Genomic DNA, 14,602 nt, shown 5'->3' on the forward strand with positions numbered 1-14,602 from the left:
GTTTTGAGTTACAATCAAATGACATTCCCTTGAAGGAAATGTATCATCAAGAAAATTTCAGATGAAACCAAATGCTTTCCTTTTTTTCCTAATTATCCTTATACTTTTGTTTTATTATACATTTGAATACTTTTTACACAATCGGACGATAAAAAAGTTTAAACACCGAATCCATGTCAATGGGACGAGGGGTAAATCAAGTGTAACAAGACTCATACGAGAAGGATTATCCGCTACCGGGATGTCCGTTTTTGCAAAAACGACGGGGACAATGGCTCGAATGATTTTTCCCGACGGATCGGAAGAATCAATTACCCGATTTGGAAAACCATCCATTTTAGAACAAATTAAAATTCTAAAAAAGGCGAACCAAGTTGGAGCCGAAATCGTTGTATTAGAATGTATGGCATTGGAGCCGCGTTACCAATGGGCAAGCGAAGGACAAATTCTAAAGTCAGACATTGGAGTGATCACTAATATCCGGGAAGACCATCTGGAAGTGATGGGACCAAACTTAATCGATGTCGCCAAATCGTTATTATCTGGTTGTCCAATAAACGGAACCCTAGTTACCGGAGTCACGGAATTTGAAAGTTTAGTCCAAGAAGTTTGTAAGGATAGAAATTCAAACGCCATCATCACAAAAGAAGAATCACTGCAAAAAATTACAGACGAAGAGATGAGTCAGTTTTCTTATTGGGAACATAAAGAAAATGTAAATTTAGCGCTAACCGTTTGTGAACTACTTGGAGTGGATCGTAAAAAAGCTCTTGAGGCTATGTGGAAAGTGAATCCAGATCCAGGGGCACTTTCTGTGTCTCCCATTCATTTTTTTGGAAAAGAATTTTTATATGTAAATGCGATGGCTGCCAACGATCCAAATAGCACACAGTTCATTTGGTCTTCTGTGATCCAAAGATATCCTCAGTATAACAAAAGATATATTTTGTTTCATACAAGGGAAGACAGACCCGAACGGAGCCACCAATTAACAAAAGAATTTGCCAACTGGGATGGATACGATGCAGTCATTTTAATTGGATCATCCACTTCACTTGCTTTTAAATATCTAAAAACCTATTCCAAAAAGGACATTCCTATATTTGTTTGGGAACATTTAACTTTAGATGGAATTTTTGAATCCTTATTATCCATTCTGCCCAAACAATCTTTGGTTTTTGGAATTGGAAATATAGTTGGTCTGGGAATGGATCTATCTTTATACTTAAAAAACAGGTCGGAACAAACCAATGAATGAAATTCTCCCTTTGTCTATAGGGCTAAGCCTCGTTGTCAGTTTGGTTTTTTCAGAACTATTTGGAATTCTGGGAACGGGACTCGTTGTACCAGGTTATTTAGCTTTATCATTCCAACATCCTAAAGACATCGCACTTACTTTTCTCATCGCCTTCCTTTCCTATCTTTGTGTAGAAATTTTATCAAATTTTTTACTCATCTTTGGAAAAAGAAAAATCGTCTTTATTCTGTTATTTGGTTATTTTTTCGGTTATTTGTTAAATTACCAAGTTCTTCCGGATTTAGATATCGCATACCTTTCCGAAGTGAGAGGGATTGGGTTTATCATTCCTGGACTCATTGCTATTTGGTATGAAAGACAAGGTGTATTAGAAACAACTTCTGTACTCATCCTTGCTTCTATTTTTGTAAAAATTCTCCTTATTTTTCTTTTAGGAACAGAGTTAGAAACTTTATGATGACTAAAATTTATTGGTCTCCGTGGAAACATTCGAGGATTGCTTTATTTCTCTTAGCGGTATTAGGAATATTAGGTTTGTTATTGATTGAAACTTGTAAGGTTAAAAAAGAACAATCCTATTTCAAAAAGAAACTTCATGCCGCGAAACTGGCAGAACGTGGGTTTCAAATTCTCAAACCAGAACTATTAAAACACAAAAAACCAGATTATAAAGAATTAGATCCAACAAATTCAGGTCTCATCGGTGAATTTTTAACACCCGTTACAAGTAATACGGGATCTCTTTCCGCAAAACAAACATCGATCAATCCAAACTTTGCAGCGATTATGATCCAACTTTTAAAAAAAGCAAAGTTAGAAGAAGGTGACACTGTGGCTGTGGCTGTATCTGGTTCTTTTCCTGCTGTCAATATTTGTTTATTTGCTGCCCTAGATACAATGAAACTAAAACCAATCATTATCTCTAGTGTTTCGGCATCACAATTTGGAGCAAACCACCCACAAATGCTTTGGTTGGATATGGAAAAAGAACTTGTTGAATCGGGAATTTTTTCATTTAAGTCAAGTTATGCGTCGCTTGGAGGAATCCAAGACAAAGCGATGGGAATTTCAAAAGAAGGAAAAGAACTACTTGGCCGTGCGTTACAAAGAAACCAAGTCAAACTCCTTGATCCCATTCATTTTGATGACTCCATTGAAAAACGTATGAAACTATACGAAGAGTTAGCAGTGGGAAAACCCATCAAACTTTTTGTGAATGTTGGTGGTGGCACCACGATCCTTGGAACCAATCTAGGGAAACAAGTCTTCAAAAATGGACTCATCACTGGTTTACCTGAAGAAGTCCATATCCCCAATTCAGTCATCAAATCCTTTTTAGAAAAAGAAATTCCCGTCATCAATTTTATACAAATAGAATCACTAGCAAGAAAGTTCGGCTTACCCCAAACGCCAAAAAAAGTTCCCAAACCTGGCGAAGGAAAGGTATTTTATTCAGAAGAATATAGTCCCTTACTTTATCTTTCCGTTTTCTTTTTTCTCCTAGTGGGATTGTATGGTGTTACCAAGCTCGGTTGGGGAGAAAATGAGGAAGACCGACACCTTCCCAAATCCCTTCGGGCACGTTGAGGTGTTATGGCAAAAATTCTAGTCCTTTCCATTCTCCTTTTTTTGATTTTGCGTTGGGTGAGCCGCATCCTCATTTTACCCGCAAAAATTGCAGAAGATTTTGGAAAAAACCAAAGGGAATCCCAACCCCGAGAGAGAAATGGATTCCCACCTAAGGAAAAAGATATTTCCGAACGCGGAAAAATTATAGAATAAAGTATCGATTTACGAGCAGGCGAATTCGAAATTCTGTCGAAAATGAAACTAAGATGAGACAGAATTCGGTGCCTAGTCCCCTCATTCAGATTTTTTCCAAAAGAATATTTTCCCTCCTTCCCCTTCTATTCACAATCACTCTCATCCAATGTGGAGTTCCCAAAGGTGAATTTGGTTGGACTACCACCCAAATGGAAGAAATGGATATTTTGGAAAAACACATCCAAACCATCACTGATTATAAGATGATGCGAGATGATCTTATCTTTTCTCCGACCGATACCATCCACTATGTATACCAGTTCTCTAGAAATCCTGGTTCAGAAACTGACTTTTATATTTCACTCAATCGATATGAATTAGACTTCGTTGAAATTGATATCAAAAAGAAAAGAGCGGAACCAGATTCCCATGCAATCCGAGATGAATTTTCTCTTTTAAGAACTGGTGAATATTTAATTAAAATCGTTCATGAAGGTGATACAGTTGATGAAGTAAAATTCCGTGTTTTACCAGATGAAGGTTATACACAAGAGAATTTAGAACAAGAATTAGCTGGTGACCAAACAGACGAAATCATCAAATACTCTCGCTGATCGGCGGTTGTATATTTCCAGTTTCTAAAATTTTCCTAACTCTCTCTAACTCTTTCAGAGCTACTCGTATGTCTGTTTCACCACCTTCACTGATGATACGTTCGTAAAATTCTTTTGCTTTGACAAAATCTCTGGATTCCTCGGCAAGAACTCCCAATCTAAATAAAATTTTGATCAGAGGGATTTTACTTCTTTTTGTTTCCAACACACGAATGACAGCTTCTTGGTCTTCGATTTTTAAATCCATCAATCGATATTGGGAAAGAATATCATCAAGTGTTGTGACCATTAGATCTTTTTTAAGAGTTTGTTTTTTCTCAATCAATTCTTTGAGATCATTTTCAGCGAGGATTAACTTTTCATCTAACTTCTTCCACTGTGCAAAAGAAATATTAAGTTTGTTTCTCTCTAATTCATTTCGTTTGTGTTTCTTATCTTTTTTACTGAGATAATAGTAAGCGATAGATTCAAGTTCAGTAAGTCCAGTGTCTACATCCAAACCAGGATTCCAGTCCTTACTATTTCTTTCCAACCAATACTCTAAAAAAGGAACGCCTCTATCGGGATCACCAATTTGTGAATTAAAAAAAACTCCAATTTCGTAAGCTACTCTCGTTTTATCAGCAGAATCAGGTGATAAATTGAAATACTTTTCGTAATATTGGCCGGCGATGATATTACGTTTTAAGTCTGCATTGATGGTAGCCAAACGAAGATTTGCTTTTATAATTTTTTCTTTTTCTTCTTCTGATGGGTTTTTCAATTTCAAAAGTTCATTCAAACCCTTTTCATAAAAATCTGCTGCTCTTTCTTTTTTACCATCTTGTCTATACTGCTCTGCAATATCATTGAGTACTGATGGATTTTCATTCCAAACCCGGTAAGCTCTTTCTAAAATCAATTCGTAAGCAAAAAAATCCGTGTTTCGTTTATAATCGAATAAAACATAAATCCCTTTACCGGCCGTTCCCAGTTTATTAACAATTTTAAGACGTTCTTTGTTATCATCTTCTAATTTTCTAACAACATTCGCAAACGCATAAAGATCTTTTGATTCAATTTGTTTTCGTTTATCGAGATAAATTAAATATCGTAAGTTAATCGATTCATCATATTTTTGTTTGGTTCGTTTTTTATTTTCTTCAGCAATACGAACATCTTCTTTCCAAACTTTTGACTGCGGAGCCAAGTTTGATAAACTTTTACCTTCGCGAATCCAATTACTTTCTTTTATATGGATTTCATCTTTTGTTTTTTTCAACTTGTCTTCTGATTGTTTCCATTCGTTAAACAAACGATCATGTTCTTTGGCAGAGGACGCGTCATAACCCAAAACGTCTTCCTTTTGCCATTCTCCTTTTCGAAATTCTTCTTCGGTCATTTCTAAAGGATGGTATCTAAATGCTGCTAGGTAGTGACGCAGAGCAGGTGCATATTTTTCCGACTCAACATACAACCTAGCAAGCCTTATATGCAAACTGTATAATAACGGAGAATCACGAACAATATAAGTTTCAGAATTTTTATGAGTGCTTTGCCATAACAAAAGACGGATATCATTCATCTCCGTTCTTGAATTATAAACGTTTCCTTTTTCTCGATCTTCCCAAATTCGTTTTTCTTCAATGAACTGGCTATAATAACGTTTGAGAAGGCCTTCCGCCTCACGAATCTTAGTTTCTAAATTCTTGGGCCCGGATTCCACTGCAGCATCCACAGGAGTGTCACCCCCAGGAATCACAGGAACATCTGCCGCATTGGGATCTACCGCCTTCGGTTCTTCCCGAAGTGCAATTCCAGAATCTTCATCTATGGGAATCCGTTTCTCAGAATCCAGGGTTTGGATTTCTTCGGTGGAGATCACTTGTAAGGGTGATAAATAAAGTCCAGATAAGGGGTTCCGACGGTCTTCTTCCCCGGCCCAAATCCCCGCATTTCCCACTAAGATCAGAAAAATGAATCCGAGGGAAAAGGTTAGGCAGATTCGAAAGTAACCCGCACGAAAAAGTAACTGACTTACCTTTTCCACCGACTCACAAAAGTGCCCCAGTTTCCAAAGAAAGTGACTTTCCATTTTCACTCCATTACCTTTTCCCCATTTGTCATGGGCCCGATCCTTCAGTTTCAATTCGTTTGGATTCCCTGGTCTTAACTATCGGCGAAAAATCAAATTTCGACAACCAAAAGGTGTTGTATAATTGGAATGACTGGCGTTCACTGTAAGGCAATTCACCAGCAGAACTGGATCTCATATGTCAAAAAACATCGTGGAAAGGTATCTTGTCCTTAAAAACAAATACCGAAATTATGATACCAAATACGCCCTCAAACGAATGCAGGCCTTCCGACTTGCGACGCAAGAATTATCACGTAAGGGTTATGAAGTTGCCTTGGAACTACTGGGCTCCATCAATTTTGGTATTGTAGATCCAACCTCGGATGTTGATTGTATTTTACTTTTGGAATGTGATCTTCACAAAGATCAAAGTTGTTGTCCCGCACATTGCACCAATTTAAGTTTTGTAAAAACAGAAATTTCTAAATTCGTTTCCAAAAGATTGGCACCCGAAACGGTTAACATCGATTATCTGGACACAATCAACCTAAAATACGTGGAAGAAAAAATTAGAACCGAATCAGTTCTCGGTGATGAAACATTGTATTGTCTTTTATTCTACAGAAATATTGGTAGGCCAGTCAATCGCCCTTTGTTCATTCCTTTTTGTGATCAATTGGAAGAAAACCACGATTTTGTAAAAGAAATTATGTCTTGGGCAGCCGAAGCTTTGGAAGGTTATCTCAACACCAACCAACACAGAATGTCTTTCAATAAATACAATGAAAGAATTCGAGCAAGGGGTCTCAGTCTTCCCGAAGGTTTACAACAAGAATTACAGGCTTATATGGAAGGAAAAGGAAAACCTTCCTAATTTCTCTAGTAGGTGTACGAGTTTTTGATTCGTAATTTTTTTAAGCTACGAACAACCCGTCCCATTTCAGACCGGTTTTCGACTAGGACGTCTCCCTGTTTCTGTATTTACATCCAATCAGAATATTTTTGTTTACCTTTAAAATCGAATCATTAAATTTCTGCCATGCCGGAACGAATTTGGTCAAAAAGAGGTAAATTATTTCCTTACCTTTTGTTGAACATAATCCTCTTTATTTTTGTCGCAGTCGCCTTTCTGTTTTATACGGCCAGCGAAAGGAATATTGATGAAGCAGAAGAAAACAGATACCATTCTTTACAAATTGCAAATGAACTCCGTCAATCCTCAGACCAACTCACAAACTTAGTACGACTTTATGTCATCCAGAGAGAAGCGAAGTATAAAACATACTTCCAGATGATTTTGGACATTCGAAATGGGAAACGTCCAAGACCCAAAGATTATAGTTATGCTTATTGGGATCTTGTCATTGCAAACAAACTTCCACCTCCTTCCGAAGAAGGTGAAACTGTCAGTATCTATGATTCCATGAGAAAAGCAAACTTTCATGAATCAGATTTTATTTTACTTTCAGAATCAAAACTTAAATCAGACGAACTAACAAAAATTGAATTTGCAGCAATGTCCATTGCAGAAAGGGACATGAAAAAAGGATCCATAGCAAATCCTAAAGCCATTACCCTGTTATACGACGATAACTACCTTCGTGCCAAAGCGGAAATCATGAAACCAATCAATGATTTATACAATCAATTGAATGATCGAACTACAAAAGCCATAGAAGATGCAAAAGCCACGGTATTTCTCTTAAGAACTGTACTTATAATCACTGGAATTTTCTTTGCAATCAGTTTGTTTTTAACACATAGATCTCTAACGTCCATCATAGGTGGAAGTGTAGATGAGGCATTTCGAAAAATATCCTTACTCGGTGATGGGAATTTTTACGAAGACCTCCATCCATTCGATCATAGAAACTCGATTTTAGGAAGATTGAACATTACGCAAAAACGATTACAGGAATTATACGAAGAAGGAGAATCCGCAAAACAAAGATTAACCAATAGTGAATCCAGGCTTCGCGAAATATTAGACAATGTTTCCGCTTGTATCTATTTAAAAGATAAAGATGGAAGATATATATTTGCAAATAGAGAAGTTTGTAATTTATTTGGGAAACCTCTAGAAGAAATCTTAAACCAAACAGATGAAAAATTTCTAGATAAAGAAACTGCAAAAGTTTTAATCGCAAACGATAAATCTGTTTTAATCGATGGAATCACAATTCAAAAAGAGGAAACAATAGAAAATCTATTAGATGGGAAGGTCACTTCCTATCTTACAGTAAAAATTCCTTTGCGAAATCAGAACGGAGAAATCTACGCACTCTGTGGTATTTCAACGGACATTAGTATCACAAAAGAAATTCAAAAAGAATTAGAAAGGGCCAAAGATTCGGCAGAAATTGCCAACAAAGCCAAGTCAGAATTTTTAGCTTCCATGAGTCATGAAATTAGAACTCCACTCAATGGAGTGATTGGTCTCACTCAAATTCTTTTTAAAACCAATTTGGATGAAGAACAAAAATCACTAGTAACTTCGATTGCTTCTGCAGGAAAATCTCTCCTCATCATTCTCAATGACATACTGGATTTTTCAAAAATTGAAGTGGGAAAAATGAAAATCGAAAAACTAAATTTTGATATCCATCATTTAGTTTCAGAAGTTTACGATCTATTATCGATTGAATCCAAATGGAAACCTATCGATTTAAAACTAGATATCGATCCCAATGTTCCTAAATTTATTTATTCTGATCCCGGCAGAATTCGTCAGATCATATTCAATTTACTTGGAAACGCTATAAAATTCACTGAAAAAGGATCCGTAACTCTTCGTGTCAAAAGAGAAACCGATAAAATTCGCATCGAAGTTGAAGATACGGGAATAGGAATCGCAAAGGATAAAATTGAATCCATTTTCCATAAATTTTCACAAGCGGATGCCTCCACCTCACGAAAGTACGGCGGAACGGGACTAGGGCTTTCCATTTCCGAACGCCTAGTCTCCTTACTTGGAGGAACCATTGGTGTTAGTAGTGAACTCAATAAAGGCAGTTTGTTTTGGTGTTTGTTACCCATCGAAAACGAAGATTCAACAAATATAGAAAAAATATCTAACGATAATACCACCAAACCCAGTTTATTCGAATCCACATTTACCAACCAAAATTTCCTGATCGTGGAAGACAATATTCTCAATCAAAAAGTAATGGGTGGTCTCTTAAGAAAATTTAACATCAAATTTGATGTGGCTGAAAACGGACTGGAAGCGGTAAAACTTTTCCAACAAAATAAATACGATTTGATTCTTATGGATTGTGAAATGCCTGTTATGGATGGGTTTGAAGCCACAGAAAAAATTCGTGAACTAGAAAAAAACAAATCCGAAAAAACAATCATCATTGCAGTCACTGCCCATGTTCTTACGGAACATAAGGAAAAATGTTTTGCAGTGGGAATGGATGGTTTTATAGGAAAACCATTTTATATCGAAAGTTTATTCCAAACCTTCCAGAAAATTAGTGTCACCAAAGATCCAGCGCCACTGAACGAAACACCTTCCTCCCATCACAGGATTTAACATCCAAAGCTAGATTTTAGGAATTGGTTACATGTAAAATTCCACCATCACCATAAGTTTTTGTGACTTCTGCGATGATGACTTGGTAACCTGCGTACCATTTGGAATATTGAGATTTTGCCGACTTATGATCGGTATAAGTCTTTAAAGATTCCAAACCAAGATAGGTTTTAAAATAATAAACAACCGCCATAGTTCCTTGTTCTAAATTCACCCAACTATCTTTTCCGAGATACTCTGGATGGTTTTCTACATGGGATTCAATAGACTTGTCCAAAGTTTCAAATTCGGAATCTGATTTTTTTTGTTTAAAGATAAAAGTAGCACTGATCATTTTATAACTTAAATAACGATAACTTCCGAACGAAAGTTTATTGGTAATTGGATGCTTTTGTATTTATATTTTCTAAATGGCGGATGTCTTTACCGGTATTGAGACGAACAAGTTCTTCCGCTACGTTTACCGCGTAATCACCTAACCTTTCTAATGCAAGAATGATACGATATACATCCGCAAATTCCTGTTTTTCCATATCAGGGACAGATCTATATTTTTGGAAGGCTTGGTCACAAAGAGCATTTAACTCATCTTCTAAGGTATTGACACTACCCATAAATCTTTCTTTTTCTTCCACAAGAGATTCAATGGCCATCCCTGCAAGTGTAGTCACACGAGAAAGGATGAGAGTCATAGGTTCTTCGTTTTTAAAAAGACCTTTGCGAATGGTTTTATGCCGAAACACATCAGCACAGTTGACCACTTGGTCTCCCATCCGTTCCATGTTCCTTGTGATTCGAATGGCGGAGAGGGCAAAACGAAGTGGGTCTTTTTTTAAAACAATATCATTGTCTACATCACCCATTCCGAGGATGTTGCGGTTATTCACTGCTTCTAAAATTGCATTTTGGGAAAGGTTATCATTTTCCTTTTCTAAATCATCGATGAGGTCATCCCTTTCTACTATCCGTTCTGCTTGGGCATAATCATCATCTTCCAAAGCTTCACTTAATAGAATTACCTGCTCCAAAACAAGTTCTGCCATGGAGTATAAATTCTTTCTTAAATAATAAAACTTAGAGATGATCATAATTAGTTTATTTCTTCATTGGATAATTACTTGAACTCGACCAATGATCCCAAGTTAGGCGGTAGCGAGCTCGGTAACTTCTTCCACAGTTAAGATTTTTTCGATATCGATGAGGATGATGAACCTGTTGTCCTTTTTCCCAACCCCAGTGATGTATCTCGAAGAAATACCTTTCACTGATGGCGGAGGTGGATCCACTTGGTTTGCGGGAAAATGAACCACGTGAGAAACCTTGTCCACAATCACACCGATGGATTTACCAGAGACATTGATGACAATCGCCCGATCAGCCGTCTCAGTAATATTTTTGATATTGAGACGTTTGGCGAGGTCAATCATCCGAACCACTTTCCCACGAATGTCCATAATCCCGGCAAAAAAACTTTTGGATTGTGGAACACGGATTAGGTTAGTGATTTTGACTATCTCTTCGACGATGGTGATGGGAATGGCATATTCTTCATCGCCCAAATTGAATATAATGTACTGCTCATGAATGAATTGGTTTGCGGATGATGTTTCTTTTGCCATATAACTTTCTACAATTTTTCAGCCTACGCACTAAAAGTAGACGTAGCCATTGTAGAAAAAATATGAACCGAAACTGAGAAATGACAACACTTTTGTCATTAAGACAGAACGTTTTCTCACAAGAAAATCGAGAAGCCCTGCGGCCATCCCCAAAATTCCTAGAGTCAATCCTAATACGACATAATCATAGTAGAGATAATAGACCAAACATCCAAATCCGACGCCCATACAGATATCTTGCAAATCACCCCAGACCCGTCTCTTAAAACGCAACCAGAGCGATCCTCGAGCTTCTCTTGCCTCTCGTCTTTCCCGTCTCCAACGTTGGAAACGAGTTTCACGAACAATCCCAAAAATAGAATCATAACGGGTGGAAGGAAAAAGTGCCGATTCCAAAGGAAGTCTGGAAGAACGACCTTTCTCTTGGGCATCTGGTACAAAGGGGGGATAAATTTCGTACGCCCCACCAATACATGCAAGCATGTCTTTATCGGGGAGGGTACTAAAGTATTCGCGAAAGGGCCATATCTTTCTAAAGACAGGGTAGGCACGACCAGAAGTAATATCCTTCTCAGCTTGTACGGTACCGTTTTTGACAGTGGCACCATACATACGGCCTTTCTCTTCTTTGATTTCGACAGCTAAACGAACGAGACGTTCGTGAAAGTTGAACTCAGCCTCCAGGACATCCCCGAGAGGTGTTTCCATGGTAAATGCTCGGATGAAACCGGGTGTGCGGGGTTTCTGTTTCCTCCAGACTTGTTTCATAACAAATCTATCGGAGGAAACATTAAGTCACTGAAGAAAGATTATTTCTTCTTTTTGTGTCTGTTGGCTCTGCGTTTTTTCTTACGTTTGTGGGTTGCGATTTTTCTACGCTTTCTCTTTTTTCCGGAAGGCATTCCTTCCTCCTTATATCAAGCCTGTTCTGTCAAATTTCTAGTCGAGGTACTTTTGTAAAACTTTATTTTTCCTCATTGTGGATAACATCGCTTTGATATCACCCACTCCCTCGCGAGAAGTCACGAGTAAAACATCTGGTTCTTCTACGACAATGAGATCCTTCACACCGAGAAAGGCGATTAGTTCCTTCTGGACGGAAGAAATATTTCCCGAAGCTTTATGGTAGAGCACTTCTTTTCCTTGGTGGTGGTTCTTTTCTTTGTCACCAGGAAGGATTCGTTCCAGAGACATCCAGGATCCTACATCATCCCAATTGAAAGTTGCTTCTACCATACGAATCCGATTGGATTTTTCCATAATGGCAGTATCAATCGCTTCCGACGGAAGCATTTGGAAGGCAGTTTTTAAATCCCCAAAACTCTTAAAAGGAAATCCATTTTTTAAAGGTCCTAAAATATGAGGGGCATGGCGTTCTAATTCCGAAAGAATGGTTTCTGTGCGGAAAAGAAAAATCCCTGGATTCCAATAAAAATTCTTCTTCTTAATGTATTTTAGAGCCGTTTTGAAATCTGGTTTTTCAAAAAATGCTTTAACCGTATAACCCACATCAGTTGGTTTCCCCGTGCTGATATAACCATATCCCACTTCTGGGCGGTTTGGTTTCACACCTAGTAGAACCATTCCATTTTCTGTTTCGTATAAGGCCTGTTCAATGGTTTTTGTAAATTCTTTGATGGGATCAATGAATGCATCTGCGGATAAAACGATTAAGTTTGGATTCCCAAATTTTTTCTGAAAGTAAAGTGCAGAAAGAGCAATGATAGGAGCTGTGTTTTTTCCTTCCGGCTCTAAAATGAAATTTGTGGAAGGAAACTTTGGATCTTTTTTGAGGATCTCCGCTTTTAGGTTGGCATTCGTTCCAATATAAATTCTGTCGAGTGTGGTAATGGTGAGCGCACGGTCGATGGTCTCACGAAGAAGGGTTTTATTAGAATAAACTTTCTGGAGCTGTTTGGGAGAATTGGTACGGGAGCGAGGCCAAAACCTCTCCCCCTTTCCACCAGCCATAATGAGGACAACCGGGGATTCTTTTGGTAATTTTGCCATAGGGTTTGGAACCAGAATCTAACAAAGCAAACAGAGGAAAACCAGAAAAGAGTTAGGCCCCTCCCGCTTCTTTCGGTGTTTCTTCGCTATGGAGTTTGATGGGTTTTGCTGGGATGATGGTGGAAATCGCGTGTTTGTACACCAAATTCTGTTTGTTATCGTTTTCTAAGATGATGGTGAAGTTGTCAAAACTAACAACCTTTCCTTTCAGCGGTACTCCGTTTAACAAGTAGATGGTGAGATCGATTTTCTCCTTTCTTGCTGTATTTAGAAGTTGGTCTTGGATATTATTTTTTGCCGACATTGGAAATCCCGAGTGTTTTCTCTATATTTTATCTATATTTGTATACAATTGGACAGCGGCTTCGAAGGAAATGGGCGAAAGTAACGGATCTTTTTTGAACCAAGTGATCTGTCGTTTCGCATAATTCCGATGGCTTTGGGCCAGCTGCTCAATGAATGTATTACTGTCTATGGTTCCATTTAAGAAAGCAAGCGCAAAATTGTAACCTAAGGTTCGTAGGCCCGGACAGTCTGATCCGTATAGGGAAACCACTTCTTTTGTCTCCGCTAACATACCCGTGGCGATCTCTTTCACTCGTTCATTAATCCTTTGGTAGAGGATTTCACGAGGCCAATCCAACCAATGTCCAACAACTTGGAGATTGGGATAATCGCTTAAATACCCTCCGACCGTTTCTTTGGAAACTTCAGACCACAAAACTCCCGTGAGTACGACTTCCAATGCCCTTTTGATTCTATATCCATCTTGTGGCGATAAGGAGGCGAGTGCTTCGGGATCTTTGGCAAAAAGTTGTGTCCTCGCTTCTTCTAAAGGTAGTTCCAAAACATAATCTTTTGTTTCTTTGGGTACATTTGGTACGGGATACATTCCCAAAAGAAAGGCACGGAGATAAAAACCTGTGCCACCAATGAGGAAAGGAATTTTACCTCGGGCTCGAATGTCGTTTATGGCCTCGCGGGCCCAAAGAGAAAATTGGCTCGCGTTGGCAGATTCGTTTGCGTTTAAAAAACCAATTAACCAGTGACGGATGTAAGAAGACTCTGGGAGAGTGGGTGCCGTTGTGCCTACCGGAAGATCCCGGTAGACTTGGCGTGAGTCAAAAGAAACAATTTCAAAACGTTTGGGGTCGAGAGTTTGAGTGAGGGCAGTTTTTCCAGAACCGGTGGGACCACCGAGTACGGGGAGGATCACTCCTCTTCCTCAGCAGGTGCCTCCTCTTCTTCGGCCTCTTCTAATTCTTCTGTTTCTTCCATGAGTTCATCATCTTCTAAAACTGGCTCTTCCTCTTCTTCCACTTCGTATTCAGAACTGCGGATGGCTGCCATTCGCGATTTGATCGCGGGTTTTGCCAATTGGTCAGCACCACATTTCGGGCATTTTTTTTCTGGTTTGTATAAATCGTAGAACTTGGTTCCACAAGAATAACAACTGAACTTTTTGCCGAGAGGGTTGTTCGGATCAATTTTGACGGCGGGAGCCTTGGCCACGGGAGCCGGTTTGTCCTTCACAGCGGCAGGGGCTGTTTTAGGGGCAGGAACGGCTTTCGCCTTAGTTGCGGGGGCTTTTGCACCAGCGACTGCCTTTTTTTTGTCTTCCTTCGGGGAAGCGGACTTAGCGTCCTTGGGTTTTTCTTTGGCTACCGCTTTTTTCTTGGGCGGTGCCTGCTTCTTGACTGCTTTTTTTGCGACCATAAACGTACTTTTGACAGTTTTGGAAAT

Annotated in this window: 16 protein-coding genes; 7 read left to right on the top strand and 9 right to left on the bottom strand. The window is 38.6% G+C overall.

Annotated features, from left to right (window positions below):
* Positions 1-61: 61 nt before the first annotated feature.
* The 5 genes from pgsB to EHQ16_RS03900 are packed head-to-tail and all read left to right on the top strand — an operon-like array spanning position 62 to position 3,636.
* Complete coding sequence (pgsB, locus tag EHQ16_RS03880; RefSeq protein WP_135636183.1) at positions 62-1,258, top strand: poly-gamma-glutamate synthase PgsB; 1,197 nt, start codon at positions 62-64, stop codon at positions 1,256-1,258.
* A complete protein-coding gene (gene pgsC, locus EHQ16_RS03885) occupies positions 1,251-1,715 on the top strand; it encodes a poly-gamma-glutamate biosynthesis protein PgsC (RefSeq protein WP_135636181.1) in 465 nt (154 codons plus the stop codon). The genes pgsB and pgsC overlap by 8 nt, the downstream gene beginning before the upstream one ends.
* Entirely contained in the window at positions 1,715-2,845 is a 1,131-nt protein-coding gene (gene pgsW, locus EHQ16_RS03890) for a poly-gamma-glutamate system protein (protein ID WP_135638825.1), read from the top strand. Before pgsC ends, pgsW begins: the two co-directional genes overlap by 1 nt.
* Positions 2,846-2,851: 6 nt before the next feature.
* Positions 2,852-3,040, top strand: coding sequence for a hypothetical protein (locus EHQ16_RS03895; protein WP_135638828.1), 189 nt, complete (start codon positions 2,852-2,854; stop codon positions 3,038-3,040).
* Between the two features lie 53 nt (positions 3,041-3,093).
* Positions 3,094-3,636 carry an LIC_12238 family plasminogen-binding lipoprotein gene (locus EHQ16_RS03900; protein ID WP_135635462.1) on the top strand — a complete coding sequence of 181 codons (543 nt, stop codon included), beginning with the start codon at positions 3,094-3,096 and terminating at the stop codon, positions 3,634-3,636.
* Here EHQ16_RS03900 and EHQ16_RS03905 read toward each other — a convergent pair.
* Positions 3,620-5,710, bottom strand: a complete 2,091-nt coding sequence (locus EHQ16_RS03905; protein WP_135635591.1) for a tetratricopeptide repeat protein — start codon at positions 5,708-5,710, stop codon at positions 3,620-3,622. The two genes, EHQ16_RS03900 and EHQ16_RS03905, sit on opposite strands and share 17 nt — an antisense overlap.
* A gap of 178 nt (positions 5,711-5,888) precedes the next feature.
* On the opposite strand from EHQ16_RS03905, the gene EHQ16_RS03910 reads away from it, so the two are divergent.
* Both EHQ16_RS03910 and EHQ16_RS03915 read left to right on the top strand, forming a co-directional pair.
* On the top strand, positions 5,889-6,566 hold the full coding sequence (locus EHQ16_RS03910; RefSeq protein ID WP_135635460.1) for a hypothetical protein: 678 nt from the start codon (positions 5,889-5,891) through the stop codon (positions 6,564-6,566).
* Between the two features lie 165 nt (positions 6,567-6,731).
* The gene (locus tag EHQ16_RS03915) at positions 6,732-9,230 is read left to right on the top strand and encodes an ATP-binding protein (RefSeq protein WP_135635458.1); all 2,499 of its coding nucleotides are present in this window, start codon (positions 6,732-6,734) and stop codon (positions 9,228-9,230) included.
* A 16-nt stretch (positions 9,231-9,246) separates the two neighbouring features.
* On the opposite strand, the gene EHQ16_RS03920 is transcribed toward EHQ16_RS03915, so the two are convergent.
* The 8 genes from EHQ16_RS03920 to EHQ16_RS03955 form a co-directional block, all read right to left on the bottom strand.
* Positions 9,247-9,564 carry a hypothetical protein gene (locus tag EHQ16_RS03920; RefSeq protein WP_135635456.1) on the bottom strand — a complete coding sequence of 106 codons (318 nt, stop codon included), beginning with the start codon at positions 9,562-9,564 and terminating at the stop codon, positions 9,247-9,249.
* 37 nt (positions 9,565-9,601) lie between these two features.
* Positions 9,602-10,318 (bottom strand): phosphate signaling complex PhoU family protein, encoded by a 717-nt coding sequence (locus EHQ16_RS03925; RefSeq protein WP_208742225.1) that lies wholly within the window; start codon positions 10,316-10,318, stop codon positions 9,602-9,604.
* A gap of 54 nt (positions 10,319-10,372) precedes the next feature.
* On the bottom strand, positions 10,373-10,849 hold the full coding sequence (locus EHQ16_RS03930; RefSeq protein ID WP_100789727.1) for a chemotaxis protein CheW: 477 nt from the start codon (positions 10,847-10,849) through the stop codon (positions 10,373-10,375).
* 30 nt (positions 10,850-10,879) lie between these two features.
* Positions 10,880-11,617, bottom strand: a complete 738-nt coding sequence (locus tag EHQ16_RS03935; protein ID WP_135635454.1) for a hypothetical protein — start codon at positions 11,615-11,617, stop codon at positions 10,880-10,882.
* A 171-nt stretch (positions 11,618-11,788) separates the two neighbouring features.
* Complete coding sequence (locus EHQ16_RS03940) at positions 11,789-12,859, bottom strand: mannose-1-phosphate guanylyltransferase (RefSeq protein ID WP_135635452.1); 1,071 nt, start codon at positions 12,857-12,859, stop codon at positions 11,789-11,791.
* A gap of 52 nt (positions 12,860-12,911) precedes the next feature.
* Positions 12,912-13,163, bottom strand: a complete 252-nt coding sequence (gene hfq / locus EHQ16_RS03945) for an RNA chaperone Hfq (protein WP_135571899.1) — start codon at positions 13,161-13,163, stop codon at positions 12,912-12,914.
* A 21-nt stretch (positions 13,164-13,184) separates the two neighbouring features.
* Positions 13,185-14,075 (bottom strand): tRNA (adenosine(37)-N6)-dimethylallyltransferase MiaA, encoded by an 891-nt coding sequence (gene miaA / locus EHQ16_RS03950; RefSeq protein WP_135635449.1) that lies wholly within the window; start codon positions 14,073-14,075, stop codon positions 13,185-13,187.
* On the bottom strand, positions 14,072-14,575 hold the full coding sequence (locus EHQ16_RS03955; RefSeq protein WP_135635447.1) for an FYDLN acid domain-containing protein: 504 nt from the start codon (positions 14,573-14,575) through the stop codon (positions 14,072-14,074). The genes miaA and EHQ16_RS03955 overlap by 4 nt, the downstream gene beginning before the upstream one ends.
* Between the last annotated feature and the right edge of the window lie 27 nt (positions 14,576-14,602).

Source organism: Leptospira kanakyensis (genome assembly GCF_004769235.1).
GTDB lineage: Bacteria > Spirochaetota > Leptospiria > Leptospirales > Leptospiraceae > Leptospira_A > Leptospira_A kanakyensis.

Excerpts from the sequence above, each read along its gene's own strand:
- EHQ16_RS03940 (WP_135635452.1), bottom strand. The coding sequence starts at position 12,859 with ATGGCAAAATTACCAAAAGAATCCCCGGTTGTCCTCATTATGGCTGGT.
- EHQ16_RS03905 (WP_135635591.1), bottom strand. The coding sequence starts at position 5,710 with ATGGAAAGTCACTTTCTTTGGAAACTGGGGCACTTTTGTGAGTCGGTG.
- EHQ16_RS03925 (WP_208742225.1), bottom strand. The coding sequence starts at position 10,318 with ATGATCATCTCTAAGTTTTATTATTTAAGAAAGAATTTATACTCCATG.
- EHQ16_RS03915 (WP_135635458.1), top strand. The coding sequence starts at position 6,732 with ATGCCGGAACGAATTTGGTCAAAAAGAGGTAAATTATTTCCTTACCTT.
- EHQ16_RS03955 (WP_135635447.1), bottom strand. The coding sequence starts at position 14,575 with ATGGTCGCAAAAAAAGCAGTCAAGAAGCAGGCACCGCCCAAGAAAAAA.
- EHQ16_RS03895 (WP_135638828.1), top strand. The coding sequence starts at position 2,852 with ATGGCAAAAATTCTAGTCCTTTCCATTCTCCTTTTTTTGATTTTGCGT.
- hfq (WP_135571899.1), bottom strand. The coding sequence starts at position 13,163 with ATGTCGGCAAAAAATAATATCCAAGACCAACTTCTAAATACAGCAAGA.
- EHQ16_RS03900 (WP_135635462.1), top strand. The coding sequence starts at position 3,094 with ATGAGACAGAATTCGGTGCCTAGTCCCCTCATTCAGATTTTTTCCAAA.
- pgsC (WP_135636181.1), top strand. The coding sequence starts at position 1,251 with ATGAATGAAATTCTCCCTTTGTCTATAGGGCTAAGCCTCGTTGTCAGT.
- pgsW (WP_135638825.1), top strand. The coding sequence starts at position 1,715 with ATGACTAAAATTTATTGGTCTCCGTGGAAACATTCGAGGATTGCTTTA.
- EHQ16_RS03920 (WP_135635456.1), bottom strand. The coding sequence starts at position 9,564 with ATGATCAGTGCTACTTTTATCTTTAAACAAAAAAAATCAGATTCCGAA.
- EHQ16_RS03935 (WP_135635454.1), bottom strand. The coding sequence starts at position 11,617 with ATGAAACAAGTCTGGAGGAAACAGAAACCCCGCACACCCGGTTTCATC.
- EHQ16_RS03930 (WP_100789727.1), bottom strand. The coding sequence starts at position 10,849 with ATGGCAAAAGAAACATCATCCGCAAACCAATTCATTCATGAGCAGTAC.
- pgsB (WP_135636183.1), top strand. The coding sequence starts at position 62 with ATGAAACCAAATGCTTTCCTTTTTTTCCTAATTATCCTTATACTTTTG.
- EHQ16_RS03910 (WP_135635460.1), top strand. The coding sequence starts at position 5,889 with ATGTCAAAAAACATCGTGGAAAGGTATCTTGTCCTTAAAAACAAATAC.